Origin of the sequence: Marinobacter sp. P4B1, assembly GCF_001447135.1 — a bacterium.
Taxonomy (GTDB): Bacteria; Pseudomonadota; Gammaproteobacteria; order Pseudomonadales; family Oleiphilaceae; genus Marinobacter; species Marinobacter vinifirmus.
Genome location: NZ_LLXM01000005.1, coordinates 570,417 through 590,272, shown reverse-complemented (window position 1 = coordinate 590,272; position 19,856 = coordinate 570,417). Strand labels below are relative to the sequence as shown.

The window sequence follows — 19,856 nt, the reverse complement described above, 5'->3', positions numbered from 1 at the left end:
CTTTCTGATCACTGGGTCAGATTTGCTCTTTAACAAATTGGACGAGATAGAACACGAATAGATTTCTCTCATTATCTCCGAGAGAAACTGTTCAAAGTGATAGCGATTTCAAGCGTTATCCGGTGTTGTCGTTGAAGTGGTTGTTATATCGCTTCAAGTAACTGTCTCCCGTTATGGATTTCCTGGTTTACCCGGACGTCGATAAAGGGAACACAGTTGTCTTGGGGTTATATAGTCAAGCAACTAAGCGCATACGGTGGATGCCTTGGCAGTCAGAGGCGATGAAAGACGTGGAAGCCTGCGATAAGGTTCGGGGAGCTGGCAAACGAGCTGTGATCCGGACATCTCTGAATGGGGAAACCCACCTAACTTCGGTTAGGTATCTTACACTGAATCCATAGGTGTAAGAGGCGAACCGGGGGAACTGAAACATCTAAGTACCCCGAGGAAAAGAAATCAACCGAGATTCCCTAAGTAGCGGCGAGCGAACGGGGACCAGCCCTTAAGCTGGACAACTGGTAGGAGAAGGCCCTGGAAAGAGCCGCCATAGTGGGTGATAGCCCCGTATCCGAAACCTGAGTCCAGTGAAATCGAGTAGGTCGGCGCACGAGAAACGTTGACTGAACATGGGGGGACCATCCTCCAAGGCTAAATACTCCTGACTGACCGATAGTGAACCAGTACCGTGAGGGAAAGGCGAAAAGAACCCCTGTGAGGGGAGTGAAATAGACCCTGAAACCGTATGCGTACAAGCAGTCGGAGCAGACTTGTTCTGTGACGGCGTACCTTTTGTATAATGGGTCAGCGACTTATGTTCAGTGGCGAGGTTAACCGTTTAGGGGAGCCGTAGGGAAACCGAGTCTGAATAGGGCGAATCAGTCGCTGGACATAGACCCGAAACCGGGCGATCTATCCATGAGCAGGTTGAAGGTGCCGTAACAGGCACTGGAGGACCGAACCCACTGTCGTTGAAAAGCCAGGGGATGACTTGTGGATCGGAGTGAAAGGCTAATCAAGCCCGGAGATAGCTGGTTCTCCCCGAAAGCTATTTAGGTAGCGCCTCGGACGAATACCACAGGGGGTAGAGCACTGTTTCGGCTAGGGGGTCATCTCGACTTACCAACCCGATGCAAACTCCGAATACCTGTGAGTACTATCCGGGAGACACACGGCGGGTGCTAACGTCCGTCGTGAAGAGGGAAACAACCCAGACCGCCAGCTAAGGTCCCAAAGTACCAGTTAAGTGGGAAACGATGTGGGAAGGCTCAGACAGCTAGGAGGTTGGCTTAGAAGCAGCCATCCTTTAAAGAAAGCGTAATAGCTCACTAGTCGAGTCGGCCTGCGCGGAAGATGTAACGGGGCTCAAACTGGTCACCGAAGCTGCGGCTGCATACATTGTATGCGGGGTAGGGGAGCGTTCTGTAAGCCTGCGAAGGTGAGTTGAGAAGCTTGCTGGAGGTATCAGAAGTGCGAATGCTGACATGAGTAACGACAATGCGGGTGAAAAACCCGCACGCCGGAAGACCAAGGGTTCCTGCGCAACGCTAATCGGCGCAGGGTGAGTCGGCCCCTAAGGCGAGACCGAAAGGTGTAGTCGATGGGAAACGGGTTAATATTCCCGTACCTTGGATAGCTGCGATGGAGAGACGGAGAAGGCTAGGTGAGCCGGGCGACGGTTGTCCCGGTTTAAGCGAGTAGGGAGTGGACTTAGGCAAATCCGGGTCCACAATCCTGAGACGTGACGACGAGTGCCCAAGGGCGCGAAGTCATTGATGCCCTGCTTCCAGGAAAATCTTCTAAGCTTCAGGCTATTCGAGACCGTACCCCAAACCGACACAGGTGGTCAGGTAGAGAATACCAAGGCGCTTGAGAGAACTCGGGTAAAGGAACTAGGCAAAATGGTGCCGTAACTTCGGGAGAAGGCACGCCGGTGTGTACGTGAAACCCCCGCGGGTGGAGCGGAAGCCGGTCGAAGATACCAGGCCCCTGCGACTGTTTATTAAAAACACAGCACTGTGCAAACACGAAAGTGGACGTATACGGTGTGACGCCTGCCCGGTGCCGGAAGGTTAATTGATGGGGTTAGCACTCGTGCGAAGCTCTTGATCGAAGCCCCGGTAAACGGCGGCCGTAACTATAACGGTCCTAAGGTAGCGAAATTCCTTGTCGGGTAAGTTCCGACCTGCACGAATGGCGTAACGATGGGGGCGCTGTCTCTACCCGAGACTCAGTGAAATTGAAATCGCCGTGAAGATGCGGTGTATCCGCGGCTAGACGGAAAGACCCCGTGAACCTTTACTATAGCTTCACAGTGAACTTTGAGCATGCTTGTGTAGGATAGCTGGGAGGCTTTGAAACTCGGACGCCAGTTCGAGTGGAGCCAACCTTGAAATACCAGCCTGGCATGTTTGAGGTTCTAACTTGGTCCCCTTATCGGGGATGAGGACACTGTGTGGTGGGTAGTTTGACTGGGGCGGTCTCCTCCCAAAGCGTAACGGAGGAGCACAAAGGTGGGCTAAGCACGGTCGGACATCGTGCGGTTAGTGTAATGGCACAAGCCCGCTTGACTGCGAGACAGACACGTCGAGCAGGTACGAAAGTAGGTCATAGTGATCCGGTGGTTCTGTATGGAAGGGCCATCGCTCAACGGATAAAAGGTACTCCGGGGATAACAGGCTGATACCGCCCAAGAGTTCACATCGACGGCGGTGTTTGGCACCTCGATGTCGGCTCATCACATCCTGGGGCTGAAGCCGGTCCCAAGGGTATGGCTGTTCGCCATTTAAAGTGGTACGCGAGCTGGGTTTAGAACGTCGTGAGACAGTTCGGTCCCTATCTGCCGTGGACGTTGGAGATTTGAGGAAAGCTGCTCCTAGTACGAGAGGACCGGAGTGGACGAACCTCTGGTGTTCGGGTTGTCACGCCAGTGGCATTGCCCGGTAGCTATGTTCGGACAGGATAACCGCTGAAAGCATCTAAGCGGGAAGCCCCTTCCAAGATGAGATCTCCCTGAGGCCTTGAGCCTCCTGAAGAGCCGTTCAAGACCAGGACGTTGATAGGCTGGGTGTGTAAGCGCTGCGAGGCGTTGAGCTAACCAGTACTAATTGCTCGTGCGGCTTGACTATATAACACCCAAGACAATTGCGGATAACGCAAGAGCAAGGCAAACGCCACGCTCAAAGAAATCACCATCACGTTTTATCTCGTCCTTCCCAGTGATCATCCGTTTTGCCTGACGACCATAGCGGTCTGGAACCACCTGATCCCATCCCGAACTCAGACGTGAAACAGACCAGCGCCGATGGTAGTGTGGTTCGCCCATGTGAGAGTAGGTCATCGTCAGGCTCTTAATACCAAAACCCCCGACAGCATTGCTGCCGGGGGTTTTTTCATTTCAGGCCCGGGAGAAGTGATATACTGCCTCCCATCAACCACATCCAAGTTTCTGACGGGAGCCCTTCGATGGCGGCAAGCGATCATCTGGTCATTTTCGATACCACTCTCCGGGATGGCGAGCAAAGCCCCGGCGCCACCATGAACAAGAACGAAAAGCTTCGTATTGCCAAGGTGCTGGAAAAGCTCCGGGTGGATGTGATCGAAGCGGGTTTCGCGATTGCCAGCCAGGGTGACTTCGAGGCGGTGAAGGCCATTGCTGAGGCCATCAAGGATTCCACCGTTTGCAGTCTGGCCCGTGCCCTCGATAAAGACATTGATCGGGCAGCAGAGGCTATCCGCCCTGCGGCCAGTGGCCGTATCCATACCTTTATCGCAACCTCGCCTATCCACATGCAGCACAAGCTGCAAATGCAGCCAGACGAAGTGGTAGAGCAGGCGGTACGGGCAGTAAAGCGTGCCCGTAGCCATGTGGATGATGTGGAGTTCTCCTGCGAGGACGCTGGGCGTTCCGAGCTGGACTTCCTGTGTCGTATTATTGAAGCGGCCATCGATGCCGGTGCAACCACCATCAACATTCCGGACACCGTTGGCTATGCCATTCCGGAACAGTTTGGTGAAACCATTCGCCAGTTGCTCAATCGTATCCCTAACGCCGATAAAGCTATTTTCTCGGTGCACTGCCATAACGACCTGGGGCTTGCCGTAGCCAACTCCCTGGCAGCGGTCAGTAGCGGTGCCCGGCAGGTTGAGTGCACCATCAACGGTCTGGGCGAGCGTGCCGGTAATGCCTCGCTGGAAGAAATCGTGATGGCGGTACGCACCCGCCAGGATCTGTTCCATATCGACACCCGGATTGATGCCCAGCACATTGTTCCGGCGTCTCGCCTGGTATCCACCATTACCGGTTTCCCGGTTCAGCCGAACAAGGCAATTGTGGGTGCGAATGCCTTTGCCCATGAGTCCGGTATTCACCAGGACGGCGTGCTCAAGCATCGCGAGACCTACGAGATCATGCGTGCCCAGGACGTAGGCTGGCACACCAACAGCCTGGTGCTGGGCAAGCACTCGGGCCGCAATGCTTTCCGTACCCGCTTGCTTGAGCTGGGTATCCAGTTCGAGACCGAAACCGAACTGAACGAAGCGTTCACCCGGTTCAAGGCGCTGGCCGACCTCAAGCACGAGATCTTCGATGAAGATCTTCAGGCAATTGCCAGCGACACCAAGCAGAAAGAAGAGATCGGTCGCTACGGGCTGGTATGCATGCAGGTTTGCTCCGAGACCGGCGTAGTGCCCAAGGCAAAGCTTACCCTTACCGTAGATGGCGATGAACACACGGTCGAGGCGGAAGGTAGCGGTCCCGTGGATGCCGCCTTCAAGGCGATCGAGTCCCTGGTGGATTCTGGCTGTAACCTGCAGCTGTATTCGGTCAACAACATTACCAGCGGTACCGATGCCCAGGGGGAGGTCACCGTGCGCCTTGAGCGGGGTGGTCGCATTGTTAATGGTGTGGGTTCCGATACCGATATCATTATCGCCTCTGCCAAGGCCTACATCGAAGCCCTGAACCTCATTGCCGCAGGCGGTATCCGGCAGCATCCCCAGGTGGCGGATGTCTGAATCGGGTATGAGTGCGCTATTCAGGTCCATCGGAGACTGATGTGATTCAGACCGAAGCCGAGCGCCAGTTCTATCTGGGCATGTCGGGCATACGCATGTGGTATGCCCGCGATCCCCTTCCCGGTGCTGCGCCAAGTCCCGATTACGATTTCGGGGTGCAGGAGCCGGAAGCGGTTGCTGTGCCTGAAGTCCCGGTTATTCCGGCTGCTCCGCGTGCACGACGTGCAGACCCGGAGCAGGCTTCCCGTAACCGGGACAAGATTGCCCGCCTGCAAAGCTTGATGGAGCCGTCAGCGAAGGCCCCGGCGAGCGTGGGCGCAGAGTCGCCTGTCAGCCCGGCTGAGGCGCCAGCCCCCGGGGTAGAGGCTATCGAGCCCGAACCTGTGCCAGCAGAGCCGGTCACGGTCGCTGAGGATGTGCCACGGCTTAATCTGAAGGCCTGGACCGGACGGCGGGTTACCCTGATTGCCGAATTGTCTGAAGACTCCAGTCTGGCGCTGCAGGAAACCCTCGCCCGAAATATTCTTCGCAGCCTTGGCGAGGATGCCTGCAAGGCTTCTGATTCCTTGCACTGGCCCTTGTTCAATAACCTCAAGGTGAGCCTCAATGGCGCTGAACACCTTGCTGTGGCCCTTGAAGCGCTGTTCGGAGGCCTGTCCGGGCAGAAGGTTGTTGTCCTGGGGAAAGTGGGCGACTGGTATAGCCAGGCGCTGGGGCGGGAGCCGGAGGTTGTTTTCGAGACGTCCCTGGCCACCCTTGCCACCGATCCGGAGCGCAAGCGCAAGTTGTGGCACCTGATCAAGCCCCTGAAAGCCTGAGCACTGCCGTGGGTAAACCATCAGTCCTTCTTCGCCCTGACAGCGCAGTGATAAGAACACTGGCGTCAGAAGACATGGCACAGGTGATGGAGCTGGAGCGCCTCGGGCATTCGCACCCGTGGTCAGAAGGTATTTTCCGGGACTGCTTCAAAGACGGCTACCGGCTCTGGGCCCTGGAGCAGGATCACCGGGTTCTGGGGTTTGCCGTGATCAACTACCTGTTCGATGAAGCCCATTTGCTGAATATTTGTGTTCATCCGCAATTGCGCGGTCAGGGTGCCGGGCGCCGGTTACTGCAGCACGCGCTGGCAGAATCCGTCAAAGACGGCATGGTCTGCATGATCCTGGAAGTACGGGACAGCAACCGGGCGGCGATAGAACTCTATGCCGGTGAAGGTTTCAGGGAAATAGGCCGCCGGCGAGGCTACTATCCCGACGGTCCCGGCCGTGAAGATGCCCGAGTCATGGCTTTACGGTTCACCTGAGCCCCCTCTGGCCCGTATAATAGCTCGTTTTTCAACCATACCATTCAGGTTTCCGATTTCTATGTCTAACCTTTCCCAGGAAGTGGCCAAGCGCCGCACCTTCGCGATTATCTCGCACCCGGACGCCGGCAAAACCACCATTACCGAGAAAGTCCTGCTGTTCGGCCAGGCTCTCCAGAAAGCAGGTACCGTCAAGGGTAAAAAATCCGGCCAGCATGCCAAGTCTGACTGGATGGAGATGGAGAAGGAGCGGGGCATCTCGGTAACCACCTCGGTGATGCAGTTTCCCTACGGTGGCAAGCTGGTGAACCTGCTGGACACCCCGGGCCACGAAGACTTCTCTGAGGACACTTACCGGACGCTGACCGCCGTAGACTCCTGCCTGATGGTTATCGACAGTGCCAAGGGCGTAGAGGAACGGACCATCAAGCTGATGGAAGTTACCCGGCTGCGTGATACGCCTATCCTCACGTTCATGAACAAGCTGGACCGGGATACCCGGGATCCGATCGAGCTGATGGACGAGGTAGAAGATGTTCTGAAAATCGCCTGCGCGCCGATCACCTGGCCGATCGGCATGGGTAAAGGCTTCAAGGGCGTTTACCACCTGCTGCGTGACGAGGTGATTCTGTACCAGTCTGGCCAGGGCCACACGATTCAGGAAAAGCGCATTATCAAAGGGTTGGATAGTCCGGAGCTGGATGAGGCCATCGGAAGCTATGCCAGTGACCTGCGGGACGAGATCGAACTGGTGAAAGGTGCTTCCCACGAGTTCGACCAGGAAGCATTCCTGGCCGGTGAACTGACTCCGGTCTTTTTCGGTACGGCGCTGGGTAACTTTGGCGTAGATCACATGCTGGACGGCCTGGTGGAGTGGGCACCGACCCCGCAACCCCGTGAGACCGATCAGAGAGTGGTTCAGCCCACGGAAGACGGTTTCTCCGGCTTCGTGTTCAAGATCCAGGCCAACATGGACCCGCAGCATCGCGATCGCATTGCCTTCGTTCGCATTGTTTCCGGCAGCTACAATCAGGGTATGAAAGCCCGCCATGTACGCATCGGTAAGGAGGTAAGGTTCTCCGATGCGCTGACGTTTATGGCCGGCGACCGGGAGCATGCCGAAGAAGCCTTTGCCGGCGATATCATCGGCCTGCACAACCACGGCACCATCCAGCTGGGTGATACCTTCACCGCCGGCGAAGACATGAAGTTTACCGGCATTCCGAACTTTGCGCCGGAACTGTTCCGTCGGATTCGCCTGAAGGATCCGCTTAAGGCCAAGCAGCTGCAGAAAGGTTTGATCCAGCTGTCGGAAGAGGGTGCCGTACAGGTGTTCCGGCCGATGCGTAACAACGACCTGATCGTTGGGGCCGTTGGTGTGCTGCAGTTTGATGTGGTGGTAGCCCGCCTGAAGAGTGAGTACAAGGTTGAGGCTATTTACGAACCGATTAACGTGGCGACAGCCCGGTGGGTGACCTGCTCTGACGACCGCAAACTGGACGAGTTCCAGCGCAAGAACCAGGACAACGTGGCCCTGGACGGCGCCGACCGCCTTGCCTATATCGCGCCGACCATGGTGAACCTGAACCTGGCCCAGGAGCGGTACCCGGACGTCGAATTCCACAAAACCCGGGAGCATTGAGTCAATCGCTCCCGAAGCTGAGGTGACCATGAGGCTGGTAGATGCCCATTGCCATTTCGACTTTCCGCGTTTCGACGGGGTTCGGGAGCAGGAGCTGGCCGCAGCCGCAAAGGGCGGGGTCAGGGCCCTGGTGGTGCCGGGGGTGCGCAGGGCCGATTGGGATCGTGTTCAGGCGTTGGCGAACTCGGCGCGCGGGATCTGGTATTGCCTGGGTATTCATCCGTGGTTTGTGGAAGAACACACAGCGGCGGACCTCGAGCTGCTCGGGCAACGGTTGGGCAGTTACCCCGATGGCTGTATTGGCGTGGGTGAGTGTGGGCTGGATGGCCTGAAGGGTAGCTTTGAAGAACAGCTGCCCTGGTTTCGCGCCCAGATACAGCTGGCCACCCGGCACGACTATCCCCTGGTGATCCACTCGGTGAAGGCCCACGACCAGGTCCATACCGCCCTGCGGGCTGAGCGATGGCAGGGCAGGGCGCTGGTGCACGGTTTCTCCGGCAGTTACCAGCAGGCCAGTAAGTTGGTGGACCTGGGGTGTTATATCGGCGTCGGGGGTGTGATTACCCACGACCGGGCCCGGAAAACCCGGGATGCCATAGCCCGGCTGCCGGCAGAAGCCCTGGTGCTGGAAACCGACGCGCCGGATATGGCGCCGGCCGGCGTTGACAAAGGAATGAATAGCCCGGCTTGCTTACCGGCGATACTGGATTGCCTGGCCCGGTTGCGGGGGCAGGATGCGGAGGCCCTGGCGGAAGTGTTGCTGGCGAATGTGAGTCGCCTTTACGGGCGTTCGGAAAGCGTCCTTGCTCCATCGGGATAGGGGTTTAACGAAACACAGATAGGCAGGGTTGGCATTCCTGGTGGGTTCGAGTATACTTCGCGCCCTGGCTTTTCAAGGCGATGTCACTATCTCAGCCCCGAATGGTGTCAACGTCAGCATACAGGTATGAACCTCCTCCGGATGCCTTGCATTTACCGGTGGTGGTTTTTAACGTTTCTTATATAGCGTTCAAGGCGGAATCAATGAAGACTCTGAGTGCGAAACCAGAAACAGTAAAACGTGACTGGTACGTTGTAGACGCAGCCGGCAAGACGCTGGGTCGTCTGTCAACCGAAATCGCCCTTCGTCTGCGGGGCAAGCATAAGCCTGAGTATACCCCTCACGTGGACACTGGCGACTACATCATTGTTATCAATGCCAGCCAGGTGAAGGTTACCGGCAAAAAGGCATCAGCAAAGATGTATTACAGCCATACCGGCTTTCCGGGTGGAATCAAATCCATCAACTTCGAGAAGCTGGTTGACAAGGCTCCCGAGCAAATCATTCAGAAGGCCGTAAAAGGCATGCTTCCGAAAGGCCCGCTCGGCCGTGCCATGTTCAAGAAGCTGAAAGTGTACGCAGGCGCTGAGCATGCTCATGCCGCCCAGCAGCCCAAAGAACTCGACATCTAACGGAAGGCGAATATGTCTGTAGCACAAAATTACGGTACTGGTCGCCGCAAATCATCCACGGCTCGCGTCTTTATCAAGCCGGGTAGCGGTAACATCTCTATCAACGGTCGCACCATCGAAGATTTCTTCGGTCGTGAAACTCTTCGGATGATCGTTCGTCAGCCGCTGGTGGTTGCCGAGTCTGAAGATCGTTTCGATATCACTATCACTGTTAAGGGTGGTGGTATCAGTGGCCAGGCTGGCGCAATTCGCCACGGCCTGACCCGCGCCCTGATGGAATACGACGAAACTCTGCGCCCGTCCCTGCGCAAAGCGGGTTATGTAACCCGTGATGCACGTAAGGTTGAGCGTAAGAAAGTGGGTCTGCGTAAAGCGCGTAAGCGTCCGCAGTACTCCAAGCGTTAATTGGCAGTTCCTGCCGATGGAAAACCCGGTCTTTTGGCCGGGTTTTTTTATGTCTGTCTGGCGCAAATATTTTTGATCTGGCGCAGGGATAAGGCAGGCCAGCCGCCATTCCGGCTTGTAAGCGGTGGGTAATTTCATTACCATTTCAGCGCTTACATTTTCGGGTTGTGAAGTCCTTTTCGAAGCGCAGAGTCGGGTTTTCCGCATCTGTGCCTCGCCTGATGGGAGAAAACCATAATGAGTAATGGCGACGTGAGCCAAGGCCGGCGCCGATTTCTGATCGGTGCCACGTCTGTGGTAGGTGGTGTCGGCGTCGTCGGTGCAGCCGTTCCTTTCGTAGCGTCCTGGAATCCCAGTGCGAAAGCGGAAGCAGCGGGTGCACCGGTAACCGTCAACATCGACAAGATTGAACCAGGCCAGCAGATCACCGTGGAGTGGCGCGGAAAGCCGGTGTGGATTATCCGGCGTACCCCTGAGATGCTCGAGAATATCGAGAAACTCAGTCCACGATTGAAAGATCCCGAGTCTACAGCAACCAGCCAGCAGCCGGAGTATATCAGTGGGGCTACGCGCTCCCTGAAGCCGGAGTTTATTGTGCTTGTGGGAATCTGTACTCACCTGGGCTGTGTGCCGACCTACCGTCCGGAAGTGGCTCCGGCGGATCTGGGCGACGAGTGGCTGGGCGGCCTGTTCTGTCCGTGTCACGGTTCCAAGTTCGATTTGTCGGGCCGGGTATTCTCCGGGCAGCCGGCTCCTCTGAACCTGGAGGTTCCGCCTTACCGGTATGACAGCGACACGACCATGACCGTTGGTCTTGATCCGGAGGCAGCGTGATGCAGAAACTTCTGAATTGGGTAGATGAGCGTCTGCCGGTTGTTGACGCCTGGAACAAACACCTGGCGAAGTACTATGCGCCGAAGAACTTCAACATGTGGTACTTCTTCGGTTCCCTGGCCATGCTCGTACTGGTTAACCAGCTGGTTACCGGTATCTGGCTGACCATGAGCTACAACCCGTCTGCGGAAGGCGCCTTTGCTTCCGTTGAATACATCATGCGTGATGTGGAGTGGGGCTGGCTGTTGCGCTACCTGCACTCAACCGGTGCCTCTGCGTTCTTCGTGGTGGTCTACCTGCATATGTTCCGGGGACTGATGTACGGCTCGTACCAGAAGCCGCGCGAGCTGATCTGGATCTTCGGTATGCTGATCTACCTGGTGCTGATGGCTGAAGCCTTCATGGGCTACCTGCTGCCCTGGGGTCAGATGTCATACTGGGGTGCCCAGGTTATCGTTAACCTGTTTGGTGCCATCCCGGTTATCGGTGAAGACCTGTCTCTGTGGATTCGTGGTGACTACCTGATCTCCGGTATTACCCTGAACCGCTTCTTCGCACTGCACGTGGTTGCCCTGCCGATCGTCCTGCTGGGCCTGGTTGTCCTGCACATCCTGGCGCTGCACGAAGTTGGCTCCAACAACCCTGACGGTATCGAGATCAAGAAGAACAAGGACGAAAACGGTATTCCGAAAGACGGTATCCCGTTCCACCCGTACTACACCGTGCACGACCTGCTGGGTGTGGCTGTATTCTTCTTCATCTTCTTCATTGTTGTGTTCTTCTTCCCGGAAATGGGCGGCCTGTTCCTCGAGAAGCCGAACTTCGAGCCGGCTAACAACCTGAAGACGCCTGCGCACATTGCGCCGGTATGGTACTTCACACCGTTCTACGCCATGCTGCGTGCGGTCACGGTTGACCTGTTCGGCCTGGATGCGAAGTTCTGGGGTGTTGTGGTAATGGGCGCGGCCATCGCTATCCTGTTCGTGCTGCCATGGCTCGACAGAAGCCCGGTTCGCTCTATTCGCTACAAGGGCTGGTTGAGCAAAATCGCACTGGCTATCTTTGCGGTGAGCTTCGTCATCCTTGGCTACCTGGGTATTGTTCCGGCAACGGAAGGTCGTACTACGGCTGCGCAGATTCTGACCGCCCTGTACTTCCTGTACTTTATCCTCATGCCGTTCTACACACGCATGGAGAAAACCAAGCCAGTTCCAGAAAGGGTGACAGGATGATGAGAAAGCTTATTTTTGGTCTCGTTTTCGCCATCCTGCCGGCCATCGGCCTGGCAGCTGGTGTCGCGGTTCCTCTTGACCCGATGGAGCCGGATCATACCAACAAGGAATCCCTGCAGCGTGGTGCGGCACTGTTCACCAACTACTGCATGGGTTGCCACTCCATGGAATACGCCCGCTACAAGCGCGTGTCGGATGACCTGGAGATCCCTGCCCAGTTGTTCGAGGAGAACCTGATTTTCACCGGTGCCAAGATCGGTGAACTGATGAAGAACTCCATGAACAAGGACATGGCTGCTGACTGGTTCGGTGCTCCGCCACCCGACCTGACGCTGGAAACCCGTGTGCGTGGCGAGTCCTGGGTATATTCCTACCTGCGTGGCTTCTACAAGGACGAGACCCGTCCGCTGGGCGTGAACAACGCTGTGTTCGACCTGGTGGGCATGCCCCACGTAATGGTTGACCTGCAGGGTCTGTGTGCGGTCAAGCCGAACATCGGTGTAGACGCGTCGGTAGAGCCGCTCAGTGGCAACATCAACAATGGTGATGTCTGCCCCGAGTACGCCATCGAAGGCAGCATGTCCGGTGCTGAATTCGACCAGGCTATGTGGGACCTGACCAACTTCATGTCTTACATGGGTGACCCGGTAAAAGTAGAGCGCGAACGGTTGGGGATTTTTGTCCTGATCTTTGTGGTGATCTTCTTCATCTTCGCGTACCTGCTTAACCGCGAGTACTGGAAAGACGTACATTAAGATTTAGGGTATAATCCCGGATCCTGAATTCCAGCGGGCCCAATCGGGTCCGCTGGTTTTTGCGTTTTCTGGATTGTTTCGGTTTGTAGAATCGTGAGGTAGCTATATGGGCGTTGTGACCAAGCGGTCATCAATGACATTCTTTTCAGATCCAGCCAGTCATTACAGCCATCGCGTGCGTATTGTCCTGGCCGAGAAGGGTGTTACCGTTGACATTGTGGATGTGGATCCGGATAACCCGCCGGCTGAGCTGGCAGACCTGAATCCGTACAACGCCTTGCCGACCCTGGTGGATCGTGACCTGGTTCTGTACGAGCCGAATATCATGATGGAATACCTGGACGAGCGTTTCCCGCATCCGCCGCTGCTTCCTGTGTATCCGGTTGCCCGGGCTAACAGCCGGCTGATGATTCACCGCATCCAGAAAGACTGGTGCAGGCTGGTGGATCAGATCCTGGCGCAGCCCACTGGCAAGGCGGCTGATGCAGCCCGTAAAGAGCTGAAAGAAAGCCTGCTGGCTACCGGCCCGCTGTTTGCCGAGATGCCGTTCTTCCTGTCCGAAGAGTTCACTATCGTGGATTGCTGTATCGCTCCGATCCTTTGGCGCCTGCCGGCGCTGGGCATCGAGATGAACGAGAAGCAGGCCAAGCCTCTTCAGAAATACATGGACAGCATCTTCGCCCGGGAAGGTTTCAAGGCCAGCCTTTCTGACCTGGAAGAAGATATTCGCAGCTGATTGTCAGCCCCCGGAGCCGGGGCAGGAGTGGTTGAGTGTCGGATATGAGTATTGCCATGACATCCAGCCGGCCTTATCTGGTCCGGTCGTTGAATGAGTGGATTCTGGATAACGACTGCACGCCCTACATTGTCGTTGATGCGGGTGTGCAGGGTGTTCAGGTGCCTACCGAGCATGTGGCCAACGGCCAGATCGTTCTGAACATCAGCCCCGGTGCAGTTCGGGGCCTGGTGATCGGAAACGGTGCGCTGGAGTTCAGCGCCCGCTTTGGCGGTGTACCCATGCAGGTGTTTATTCCGCTGCAGGCGGTCATGGCCATCTATGCCAAGGAAAACGGCGAGGGAATGGTGTTCGGCAGCGAACCCGGCTCTCCTGATCCTGAGGGTAACGATGATGCGGGCCAGTCCAGGCGGGCAGATGAGCGCCCGAGTGGCCGGCCTACACTGAAGGTGGTCAAGTAAGCCTGAAGGTGGCTGTGCAATGATGCGAAAAGCCGGATGGAGACATCCGGCTTTTTTCTTAGCCGCCGAAAAGCTTATGGTCGATCAGGTCGCACAGGGCGTTGATGATCACCAGGAGCAGGGGCATGGCTTCATGGGGCGCCAGGTCGTTCAAGGCGATTTCATGGTCTTCCGGGTGCATCAGGGAGGAAATATCGGATTTTTCCCGGGCGCTGAGTACAACCACGCTCATTTCCCGGTCATGGGCCGCCTGGATGGCCTGGATCAGGTTGGCTTTGTGGCCGTCATCGACCACCACAAACAGCAGGTCTCCGGGTTTGCCGACGGCTCTTACCTGCCTTGAGAAGGTGTCGTTGAACCGGTTATCCCTGCAGATCGCAGAGTAGGTAGTGGCATCCGCCCCCAGGTTGATCGCGGGGAGGGCCGGACGTTCCTGGTCGAAGCGTGATAGCAGTGCGGTGCAGAAATACTGGGCCACCACGTTTGCGTTGCCGTTGGCGCAGGCGACAATCTTGCCATCCTGCAGCAGGGTATTCACAAAGGCGTCCGCCACCTGTTCGATGGCCGGGGCAACGTGGCTGGCGGCCTGGGCTGTTTGCTCCATGTGGCTGGCAAACCACTGGTTAATCTTCTGTTCGGTATCGTTCATGCTGTTGAATCAATCTGCCTGAATTGCGTTTCGGATCCATTGTACCCGGTATTTGCTGGCGGAACCCGGTGATATGCCAACCACGTCGATGCGGGTGGGGCTGTCCCAGAGGCCCTGGCGGTGCAGGTAAAAAGCGGCGGCTTTAACGAGTCGTTTCTGCTTTTGCCAGGTGATGGAGCTTGCCGGGTCGACCAGGCTGTCGGTTTTGCGAAAGCGGACTTCGAAAAATACCAGCACGCCGTCATCCATGCCGATCAGGTCAATCTCGCCACCACGGTTGTAGACGTTGCGCTCGAGGATGCGTACGCCGCGGCTCATCAGGTAGCGGGCGGCCACGCCTTCATAGTGATTTCCGCGTTGTCTTGAGCCTTCCATGGCCATCCTGTTTAGTTGGAGGTTTCGCCTTCGATGCCCGGCGGTTCTTGTTCGGGTGTTTCCAGGAGTTCCGGCTGGCCGTTACGGATCTGTGCCCAGAGCTGTTTACGGTGGATGGCACCGTCCGGGGTCATGCTCAGCTCGCCGGTCTGGCCGTCAATGGTGGCGTCGCTGACTTGCTGCAGCAGGGGCAGGCGCTTGCTCAGTTGCCAGGCATCGGCCCCCATGGCGAACAGGCGGCCCAGCTGGCCGCGGGTGCCACTCAGGTATTGCTGTGCCTGTTCCCGAAGCGGGTTATCTTCCGCCAGGACCCAGGGGATGTCGGTAAAGTTCACGTTGTTAATGTCGCGATCCTTGCCCGGGTCCGGCTCACCGCCGTAGATGATGGACGGAGCGTAGACCGGCAGGTCGCCGCCATAGTAAAAGGCGAACAGGGGGTTGAACTGGCGAGCAATGGTCGGTGTGGCGACCAGTACGATGCCCTGGGCGTCTTGCCGGCGCCGTGGCTCAAATTCGACGTTCAGGCCAATGGTGCGTTCTACCGCAATGGCGCGGTTGCGCGAGGTGGTAATGCCGAGCAGGTCGGCGGTGACCTGTCTGAAGTTGTCTTCCGGGAAAAAACGTTCGATATCCAGGGTGCGAAGTCCGTGGGTCTGCGCCCGGGTTCTTAGGGCCGCTTCTACCCGGTCGCCCCATTCACCATGGGGGATCAGTACGAGTACCTGGCGGACGTTGTCTTCGGCGAGTTTGTCGGCAATCTGGCGCGCTTCGTCTTCTGCGGACAGGCCAAACTGGTAAAGGCCCGAAGGTTTGCGGCTATCGCCGGGCAGGTAGTTCAGCCCCAGTACCGGAACCGGCAGGGTGTTCATGCTGGAAAGTTCGGCCAGCCCTTCTTTTTCCAGGGGGCCGACGATCAGGTCTGCGTTGGTTTCGGAAAGCTCCTGATAGAGTTCTCGGAAAGAGCCGGCGCTGGTATCCACAATGCGGATATCGGTCTTGCTGCGGTCGGTGCTGTCGTCGCTGTAGTAGGCGGCCAGGAAGCCATCACGGATGGCTTTGCCGGCTGCGGCCAGTTGCCCGTCCAGCGGCAGTGCCAGTACCAGGTGTTCAGGGCGCGATGTTGCCAGATCAGCCAGCAGGGCCAGTTTTTCCGGAAGCATCTGCGCGGCCGGGTGGCCGGGCCAGTTATTCTGCCACTGGCGGATCAGGCGCCCCTGGGTATCCAGGTCAATGTCCGGGTCTTGCAGGGTGTTGGCAAGTTCCAGCCAGCCTTCGATTTCAAAGCCCATGGCGCTATCTGCGGCCTGTCCGAGCTGGTCCGGGGAGGCATTTTTCAGGTAGTTCCAGATTTCGTTATGCAGCTGTTGCGGGGCAGAGCTGCTGTCGGTCTGGGCCAGCAGGATCAGTGTCAGTGCCGCCGGCAGAGGCTCGCCGGCGAGGGCCTGGGTGCGGGCCTGGAGCGTAGCGGCACGGGCCATGGTTTCGTTCGGATAGCCCAGGAAGTCATCGGCCTTGCTGTTGGCCGTCAGTTCGGTGGCCCAGTCGGTATCTTCCAGTTCCAGGGCGCTGGCCATGGCCTGCAGCCGGTACTGGTTTTCCAGTTCCGGAACTGGATTGGCCATCTGTTCACTGCGTAGCAGAAGGCGGGCGTCTTCATGGTTGCCGCTGTTCTGGTAGCGGCTGGCGATTCTCAGCAGGTAGCGCTGGGCAACCATCTGGTTGCTTTCATCGCTCGCCATGGCAAGCGCCTGTTCCGGGGATTCGGCAATGTGGCTGTCGAGATTGACGGTGGCGCAACCGCCGGTCAGTAGCAGAATGAGGGCTAGCAGGGCGAAAGCCGGTTTGTGGCTGCAGTATCTGATCATGGCAGGCTCGGTCGTCTCCGGATTAATGGGCTTGTGATGCCGCTGTTTCGGTGGCAAGTTTACCAGCTCCCGGCATAATTCACATGACGTGACTGTCATCGGGCCGGTGTCCCGGCAGTTGTTGCCCCTTTAACGGAGTTTTCTATGTCCAGTTCAGAGCGTTCGCCCGATCATTCCGGTGGCGTGCTTTCTATTGTCGCTACGCCTATCGGTAACCTTGATGATCTCTCTGAACGGGCCCGGCAGGTGCTGGCAAGTGCAGACCTGGTGGCGGCCGAGGACACCCGGCACAGTGGGCGATTGCTTCAGCACCTGGGTATCAGCAGGCCAATGATGGCGCTGCACGATCACAATGAGCGTGGCCGCGTGGAGAGGGTGCTCGAGGTACTGGGGCAGGGCCAGAAAGTGGCCTTGATTTCCGATGCCGGGACGCCGCTGATTTCCGACCCCGGCTATGTGGTGGTTCGGGAAGCCCGCGCTGCCGGCTACCGTGTAACGCCCATTCCGGGGCCTTGCGCCCTGATTGCCGGCTTGTCGGCCGCCGGTTTGCCGACAGACCGGTTCCTGTTTGCCGGGTTTCTGCCCGCCAAGCGGTCCGGGCGCCAGGCGGCGTTGGAGCAGCTGCGAAAGGAGCCGGCCACGCTGGTGTTCTATGAGTCCCCCCACCGGATTTCCGACCTGATGCAGGATATGGTCGAGGTGTTTGGTGCCGGTCGGGAGTGCGTGCTTGGGCGGGAGCTGACCAAGACCTTCGAAACCTTCTACTCCGGCAGTGCGGAAACCGTGCTGGGTGAACTTCAGGCCGACCCTCACGGGGCGAAGGGCGAGTTTGTGGTGATGGTGCGCGGGGCTGATGCCGGCCCGGAGGATGCTGGCTCTTCGGTGGATACCGACAAGTTGCTGGAGCTGCTGATCGCCGAGTTGCCGGTAAAGAAGGCGGCGAAGATTGCGTCGGAGTTGACCGGGCTGGGCAAGAATGAGCTTTACCAGCGAGCACTGGCGCTGAAACCTGATTAAAGCCTTGCATGGCGGTGCCGGCACAGGTATTGTCGGCGCCGAGCTCGCCAGACAGTCGCCGCCGGTTTTACCGGGGGAGGAAAGTCCGGGCTCCGCAGGGCAAGGTGCCAGGTAACGCCTGGGCGGCGCGAGCCGACGGAAAGTGCAACAGAAAGTAAACCGCCTAAGCGCCTTCGGGTGCCGGTAAGGGTGAAATGGTGCGGTAAGAGCGCACCGCGTGGCTGGCAACAGTCCACGGCGATGGTAAACCCCACCTGGAGCAAGACCAAATAGGAATCCGTTGGCGTGGCCCGCGCTGGATTCGGGTAGGTTGCTTGAGGCCTGTGGTGACGCAGGCCCTAGATGAATGACTGTCCAAGACAGAACCCGGCTTATCGGCGAGCTCGCTTTTTTCTCTTCCTGAATGTGATGTTCATCAATCTCACAAAGTGGCCTTTATAGCCAAAAAATCTTAAACCTGAAGTTTGCTCTTCAGAGTTATTTGCAGGTGTTTGTTTTTCCTCCTTTTCTTTACCTCTTTTTAATATCCTCGTAACTTTTCGCTCTGTAACTCGTTGTCATTAAAGGGAGTTTTCATGATGTGGTGCCGTTTGCGGCGCTTGCATTGTGTATTGCGTGTTTCTATAGTGTGCGGAAGTGGGAAAAAGTGGTTTACGGTGGTTTTTTGTGGATATCGCACCCTTGGATTCAGCATAAATGAGTAACTTTCTTGGCAGTCATGCCATCAATATGGACGCGAAGGGACGCCTGGCGATCCCGACAAAGCTGCGCGAGGAGCTCGCGCAGCTTTGTGGTGGCCGTATTGTGCTGACTGCCAATGCTGATGAAGAGCGCTGTTTGCTGCTGTATCCGGAGCCCGAGTGGGAGCAGCTGCGCCCCAAAATTGAAGCGCTGCCGAACATGAATAAAGCCGCCCGCCGGCTCCAGCGCCTGATTCTTGGTAATGCGGCGCCCATGGAACTGGACAGTGCTGGCCGTATTCTGGTGCCGCCAACGCTCAGAAGTTACGCACACCTGGAGAAAAAGCTGATGCTGATTGGTCAGGGCAAAAAGCTGGAGCTCTGGAGTGAAGAGCGCTGGTTCGCCTGGCTGGACGAGTCGTCCGGTGACGAAGACATGCCGCCGGAAATGGAGGCGTTGTCGCTATGACGGATAACCAGCAGGAATCCGCAGCAGCCTTCAAACACCGTTCGGTGCTGCTCGACGAGGCCGTGGATTACCTGGTCAACGATCCGGCCGGTTGCTATGTGGATGCAACTTTTGGCCGTGGTGGCCACAGCCGTTTGATTCTCGGGCAACTGGGCGAGTCGGGCCAGTTGCTGGGTATTGATAAAGATCCCGAGGCAATTCGCGTAGCCGGGAAGCTGGCAGCGGATGATGCCCGCTTCTCGTGGTTCCACGGTTCCTTCGCGCAGCTCGACGAGGCACTGGGCAGTAAAGAGTGGGCGCAGGTGAATGGTGTTTTGATGGATCTGGGTGTGTCGTCGCCCCAATTAGACGACGCCAGCCGCGGATTTTCGTTTATGCGCAATGGTCCGCTGGATATGCGCATGAACCCGGAGCAGGAACCCAGCGCATCCCAGTGGCTGGCGACCGCCGACGAAAAAGACATTGCAGACGTGATCTGGCGCTACGGCGAGGAGCGTTTCTCCCGTCGTATTGCCCGCCTGGTTGTGGCCCGTCGTCAGGAAGAGGCGATCGAAACCACGCGCCAGCTGGCTGAGCTGGTGGCAGAAGCTGTGCCCAAGAAAGAAAAGCACAAGCATCCGGCCACCCGGACCTTCCAGGCGATCCGGATTTTTATCAACCGGGAGCTGGAAGACCTGGAAATCGGACTGAAATCGGCAGTAGACCGGCTGGCACCGGGTGGCCGGTTGGTGGTCATCAGCTTCCATTCACTGGAAGACCGGTTGGTTAAGCGGTTTATGAGAGACCTGGCCAAGGGGCCGAAGATTCCCCGGGGTGTCCCGGTTACTGCAGACCAGGAGCAGTCGGGATTTCGCCTGGTGGGTAAGGCCAGCAAGGCCAATGAGCAGGAAATTGAAGAAAACGTCCGGGCCCGCAGTGCAGTTATGCGGGTTCTGGAACGGGTAGCCAATTAAACGGATTTGAAAGGG

General features: G+C 57.4%; 18 protein-coding genes, 2 rRNA genes and 1 other RNA gene. 18 read left to right on the top strand and 3 right to left on the bottom strand.

Features of this window, described 5'->3' with window-relative positions; all coding sequences use genetic code 11:
- Nucleotides 1–233 precede the first annotated feature (233 nt).
- The 14 genes from AQ621_RS04455 (at nt 234) to AQ621_RS04390 (ending at nt 13,833) form a co-directional block, all read left to right on the top strand.
- Nucleotides 234–3,125, top strand: a 23S ribosomal RNA gene (locus AQ621_RS04455).
- Between the two features lie 106 nt (nt 3,126–3,231).
- Nucleotides 3,232–3,345 (top strand): 5S ribosomal RNA (gene rrf / locus AQ621_RS04450).
- 117 nt (nt 3,346–3,462) lie between these two features.
- Complete coding sequence (locus AQ621_RS04445; protein WP_058340427.1) at nt 3,463–5,013, top strand: 2-isopropylmalate synthase; 1,551 nt, start codon at nt 3,463–3,465, stop codon at nt 5,011–5,013.
- A 41-nt stretch (nt 5,014–5,054) separates the two neighbouring features.
- Nucleotides 5,055–5,831, top strand: coding sequence for a hypothetical protein (locus AQ621_RS04440; RefSeq protein ID WP_058340426.1), 777 nt, complete (start codon nt 5,055–5,057; stop codon nt 5,829–5,831).
- Between the two features lie 47 nt (nt 5,832–5,878).
- Complete coding sequence (gene rimI, locus AQ621_RS04435) at nt 5,879–6,316, top strand: ribosomal protein S18-alanine N-acetyltransferase (RefSeq protein WP_227508227.1); 438 nt, start codon at nt 5,879–5,881, stop codon at nt 6,314–6,316.
- Between the two features lie 61 nt (nt 6,317–6,377).
- Nucleotides 6,378–7,958, top strand: coding sequence for a peptide chain release factor 3 (gene prfC / locus AQ621_RS04430; RefSeq protein WP_058340425.1), 1,581 nt, complete (start codon nt 6,378–6,380; stop codon nt 7,956–7,958).
- A 28-nt stretch (nt 7,959–7,986) separates the two neighbouring features.
- Nucleotides 7,987–8,778 (top strand): TatD family hydrolase, encoded by a 792-nt coding sequence (locus AQ621_RS04425; RefSeq protein WP_058340424.1) that lies wholly within the window; start codon nt 7,987–7,989, stop codon nt 8,776–8,778.
- Between the two features lie 203 nt (nt 8,779–8,981).
- Nucleotides 8,982–9,410: a 50S ribosomal protein L13 gene (gene rplM / locus AQ621_RS04420; RefSeq protein ID WP_022988664.1), complete on the top strand. Its 429-nt coding sequence runs from the start codon at nt 8,982–8,984 to the stop codon at nt 9,408–9,410.
- Nucleotides 9,411–9,422: 12 nt separating this feature from the next.
- Nucleotides 9,423–9,815, top strand: coding sequence for a 30S ribosomal protein S9 (gene rpsI, locus AQ621_RS04415; protein WP_022988665.1), 393 nt, complete (start codon nt 9,423–9,425; stop codon nt 9,813–9,815).
- A 237-nt stretch (nt 9,816–10,052) separates the two neighbouring features.
- The gene (gene petA / locus AQ621_RS04410) at nt 10,053–10,649 is read left to right on the top strand and encodes a ubiquinol-cytochrome c reductase iron-sulfur subunit (protein ID WP_058340423.1); all 597 of its coding nucleotides are present in this window, start codon (nt 10,053–10,055) and stop codon (nt 10,647–10,649) included.
- Nucleotides 10,649–11,881 (top strand): cytochrome b, encoded by a 1,233-nt coding sequence (locus AQ621_RS04405; protein ID WP_058340422.1) that lies wholly within the window; start codon nt 10,649–10,651, stop codon nt 11,879–11,881. The genes petA and AQ621_RS04405 overlap by 1 nt, the downstream gene beginning before the upstream one ends.
- Nucleotides 11,881–12,636: a cytochrome c1 gene (locus AQ621_RS04400; RefSeq protein ID WP_058340458.1), complete on the top strand. Its 756-nt coding sequence runs from the start codon at nt 11,881–11,883 to the stop codon at nt 12,634–12,636. Before AQ621_RS04405 ends, AQ621_RS04400 begins: the two co-directional genes overlap by 1 nt.
- A gap of 106 nt (nt 12,637–12,742) precedes the next feature.
- Nucleotides 12,743–13,372, top strand: coding sequence for a glutathione S-transferase N-terminal domain-containing protein (locus tag AQ621_RS04395; RefSeq protein ID WP_022988669.1), 630 nt, complete (start codon nt 12,743–12,745; stop codon nt 13,370–13,372).
- Between the two features lie 56 nt (nt 13,373–13,428).
- Entirely contained in the window at nt 13,429–13,833 is a 405-nt protein-coding gene (locus AQ621_RS04390) for a ClpXP protease specificity-enhancing factor (protein WP_227498303.1), read from the top strand.
- A gap of 58 nt (nt 13,834–13,891) precedes the next feature.
- On the opposite strand, the gene AQ621_RS04385 is transcribed toward AQ621_RS04390, so the two are convergent.
- The 3 genes from AQ621_RS04385 to AQ621_RS04375 are packed head-to-tail and all read right to left on the bottom strand — an operon-like array spanning nt 13,892 to nt 16,779.
- A complete protein-coding gene (locus AQ621_RS04385; protein ID WP_058340421.1) occupies nt 13,892–14,482 on the bottom strand; it encodes an SIS domain-containing protein in 591 nt (196 codons plus the stop codon).
- Nucleotides 14,483–14,491: 9 nt separating this feature from the next.
- On the bottom strand, nt 14,492–14,857 hold the full coding sequence (locus AQ621_RS04380) for a YraN family protein (protein WP_058340420.1): 366 nt from the start codon (nt 14,855–14,857) through the stop codon (nt 14,492–14,494).
- Nucleotides 14,858–14,868: 11 nt separating this feature from the next.
- The gene (locus tag AQ621_RS04375; protein ID WP_227508225.1) at nt 14,869–16,779 is read right to left on the bottom strand and encodes a penicillin-binding protein activator; all 1,911 of its coding nucleotides are present in this window, start codon (nt 16,777–16,779) and stop codon (nt 14,869–14,871) included.
- A gap of 87 nt (nt 16,780–16,866) precedes the next feature.
- On the opposite strand from AQ621_RS04375, the gene rsmI reads away from it, so the two are divergent.
- From rsmI to rsmH, 4 genes are all read left to right on the top strand, one after another.
- Nucleotides 16,867–17,739, top strand: coding sequence for a 16S rRNA (cytidine(1402)-2'-O)-methyltransferase (rsmI, locus tag AQ621_RS04370; RefSeq protein WP_058340418.1), 873 nt, complete (start codon nt 16,867–16,869; stop codon nt 17,737–17,739).
- Nucleotides 17,740–17,778: 39 nt separating this feature from the next.
- An RNA gene (gene rnpB / locus AQ621_RS04460) (RNase P RNA component class A) lies at nt 17,779–18,129 on the top strand.
- A 306-nt stretch (nt 18,130–18,435) separates the two neighbouring features.
- On the top strand, nt 18,436–18,888 hold the full coding sequence (mraZ, locus tag AQ621_RS04365; protein ID WP_058340417.1) for a division/cell wall cluster transcriptional repressor MraZ: 453 nt from the start codon (nt 18,436–18,438) through the stop codon (nt 18,886–18,888).
- The gene (gene rsmH, locus AQ621_RS04360) at nt 18,885–19,841 is read left to right on the top strand and encodes a 16S rRNA (cytosine(1402)-N(4))-methyltransferase RsmH (RefSeq protein WP_058340416.1); all 957 of its coding nucleotides are present in this window, start codon (nt 18,885–18,887) and stop codon (nt 19,839–19,841) included. Before mraZ ends, rsmH begins: the two co-directional genes overlap by 4 nt.
- Nucleotides 19,842–19,856 lie beyond the last annotated feature (15 nt).

Bases quoted from the DNA above. Each gene is read 5' to 3' on its own strand.
- rplM (WP_022988664.1), top strand. From the start codon at position 8,982: ATGAAGACTCTGAGTGCGAAACCAGAAACAGTAAAACGTGACTGGTAC.
- AQ621_RS04385 (WP_058340421.1), bottom strand. From the start codon at position 14,482: ATGAACGATACCGAACAGAAGATTAACCAGTGGTTTGCCAGCCACATG.
- rsmH (WP_058340416.1), top strand. From the start codon at position 18,885: ATGACGGATAACCAGCAGGAATCCGCAGCAGCCTTCAAACACCGTTCG.
- AQ621_RS04390 (WP_227498303.1), top strand. From the start codon at position 13,429: ATGACATCCAGCCGGCCTTATCTGGTCCGGTCGTTGAATGAGTGGATT.
- prfC (WP_058340425.1), top strand. From the start codon at position 6,378: ATGTCTAACCTTTCCCAGGAAGTGGCCAAGCGCCGCACCTTCGCGATT.
- AQ621_RS04405 (WP_058340422.1), top strand. From the start codon at position 10,649: ATGCAGAAACTTCTGAATTGGGTAGATGAGCGTCTGCCGGTTGTTGAC.
- rsmI (WP_058340418.1), top strand. From the start codon at position 16,867: ATGTCCAGTTCAGAGCGTTCGCCCGATCATTCCGGTGGCGTGCTTTCT.
- AQ621_RS04395 (WP_022988669.1), top strand. From the start codon at position 12,743: ATGGGCGTTGTGACCAAGCGGTCATCAATGACATTCTTTTCAGATCCA.
- AQ621_RS04400 (WP_058340458.1), top strand. From the start codon at position 11,881: ATGAGAAAGCTTATTTTTGGTCTCGTTTTCGCCATCCTGCCGGCCATC.
- AQ621_RS04425 (WP_058340424.1), top strand. From the start codon at position 7,987: ATGAGGCTGGTAGATGCCCATTGCCATTTCGACTTTCCGCGTTTCGAC.
- AQ621_RS04380 (WP_058340420.1), bottom strand. From the start codon at position 14,857: ATGGAAGGCTCAAGACAACGCGGAAATCACTATGAAGGCGTGGCCGCC.
- rpsI (WP_022988665.1), top strand. From the start codon at position 9,423: ATGTCTGTAGCACAAAATTACGGTACTGGTCGCCGCAAATCATCCACG.
- petA (WP_058340423.1), top strand. From the start codon at position 10,053: ATGAGTAATGGCGACGTGAGCCAAGGCCGGCGCCGATTTCTGATCGGT.
- AQ621_RS04445 (WP_058340427.1), top strand. From the start codon at position 3,463: ATGGCGGCAAGCGATCATCTGGTCATTTTCGATACCACTCTCCGGGAT.
- mraZ (WP_058340417.1), top strand. From the start codon at position 18,436: ATGAGTAACTTTCTTGGCAGTCATGCCATCAATATGGACGCGAAGGGA.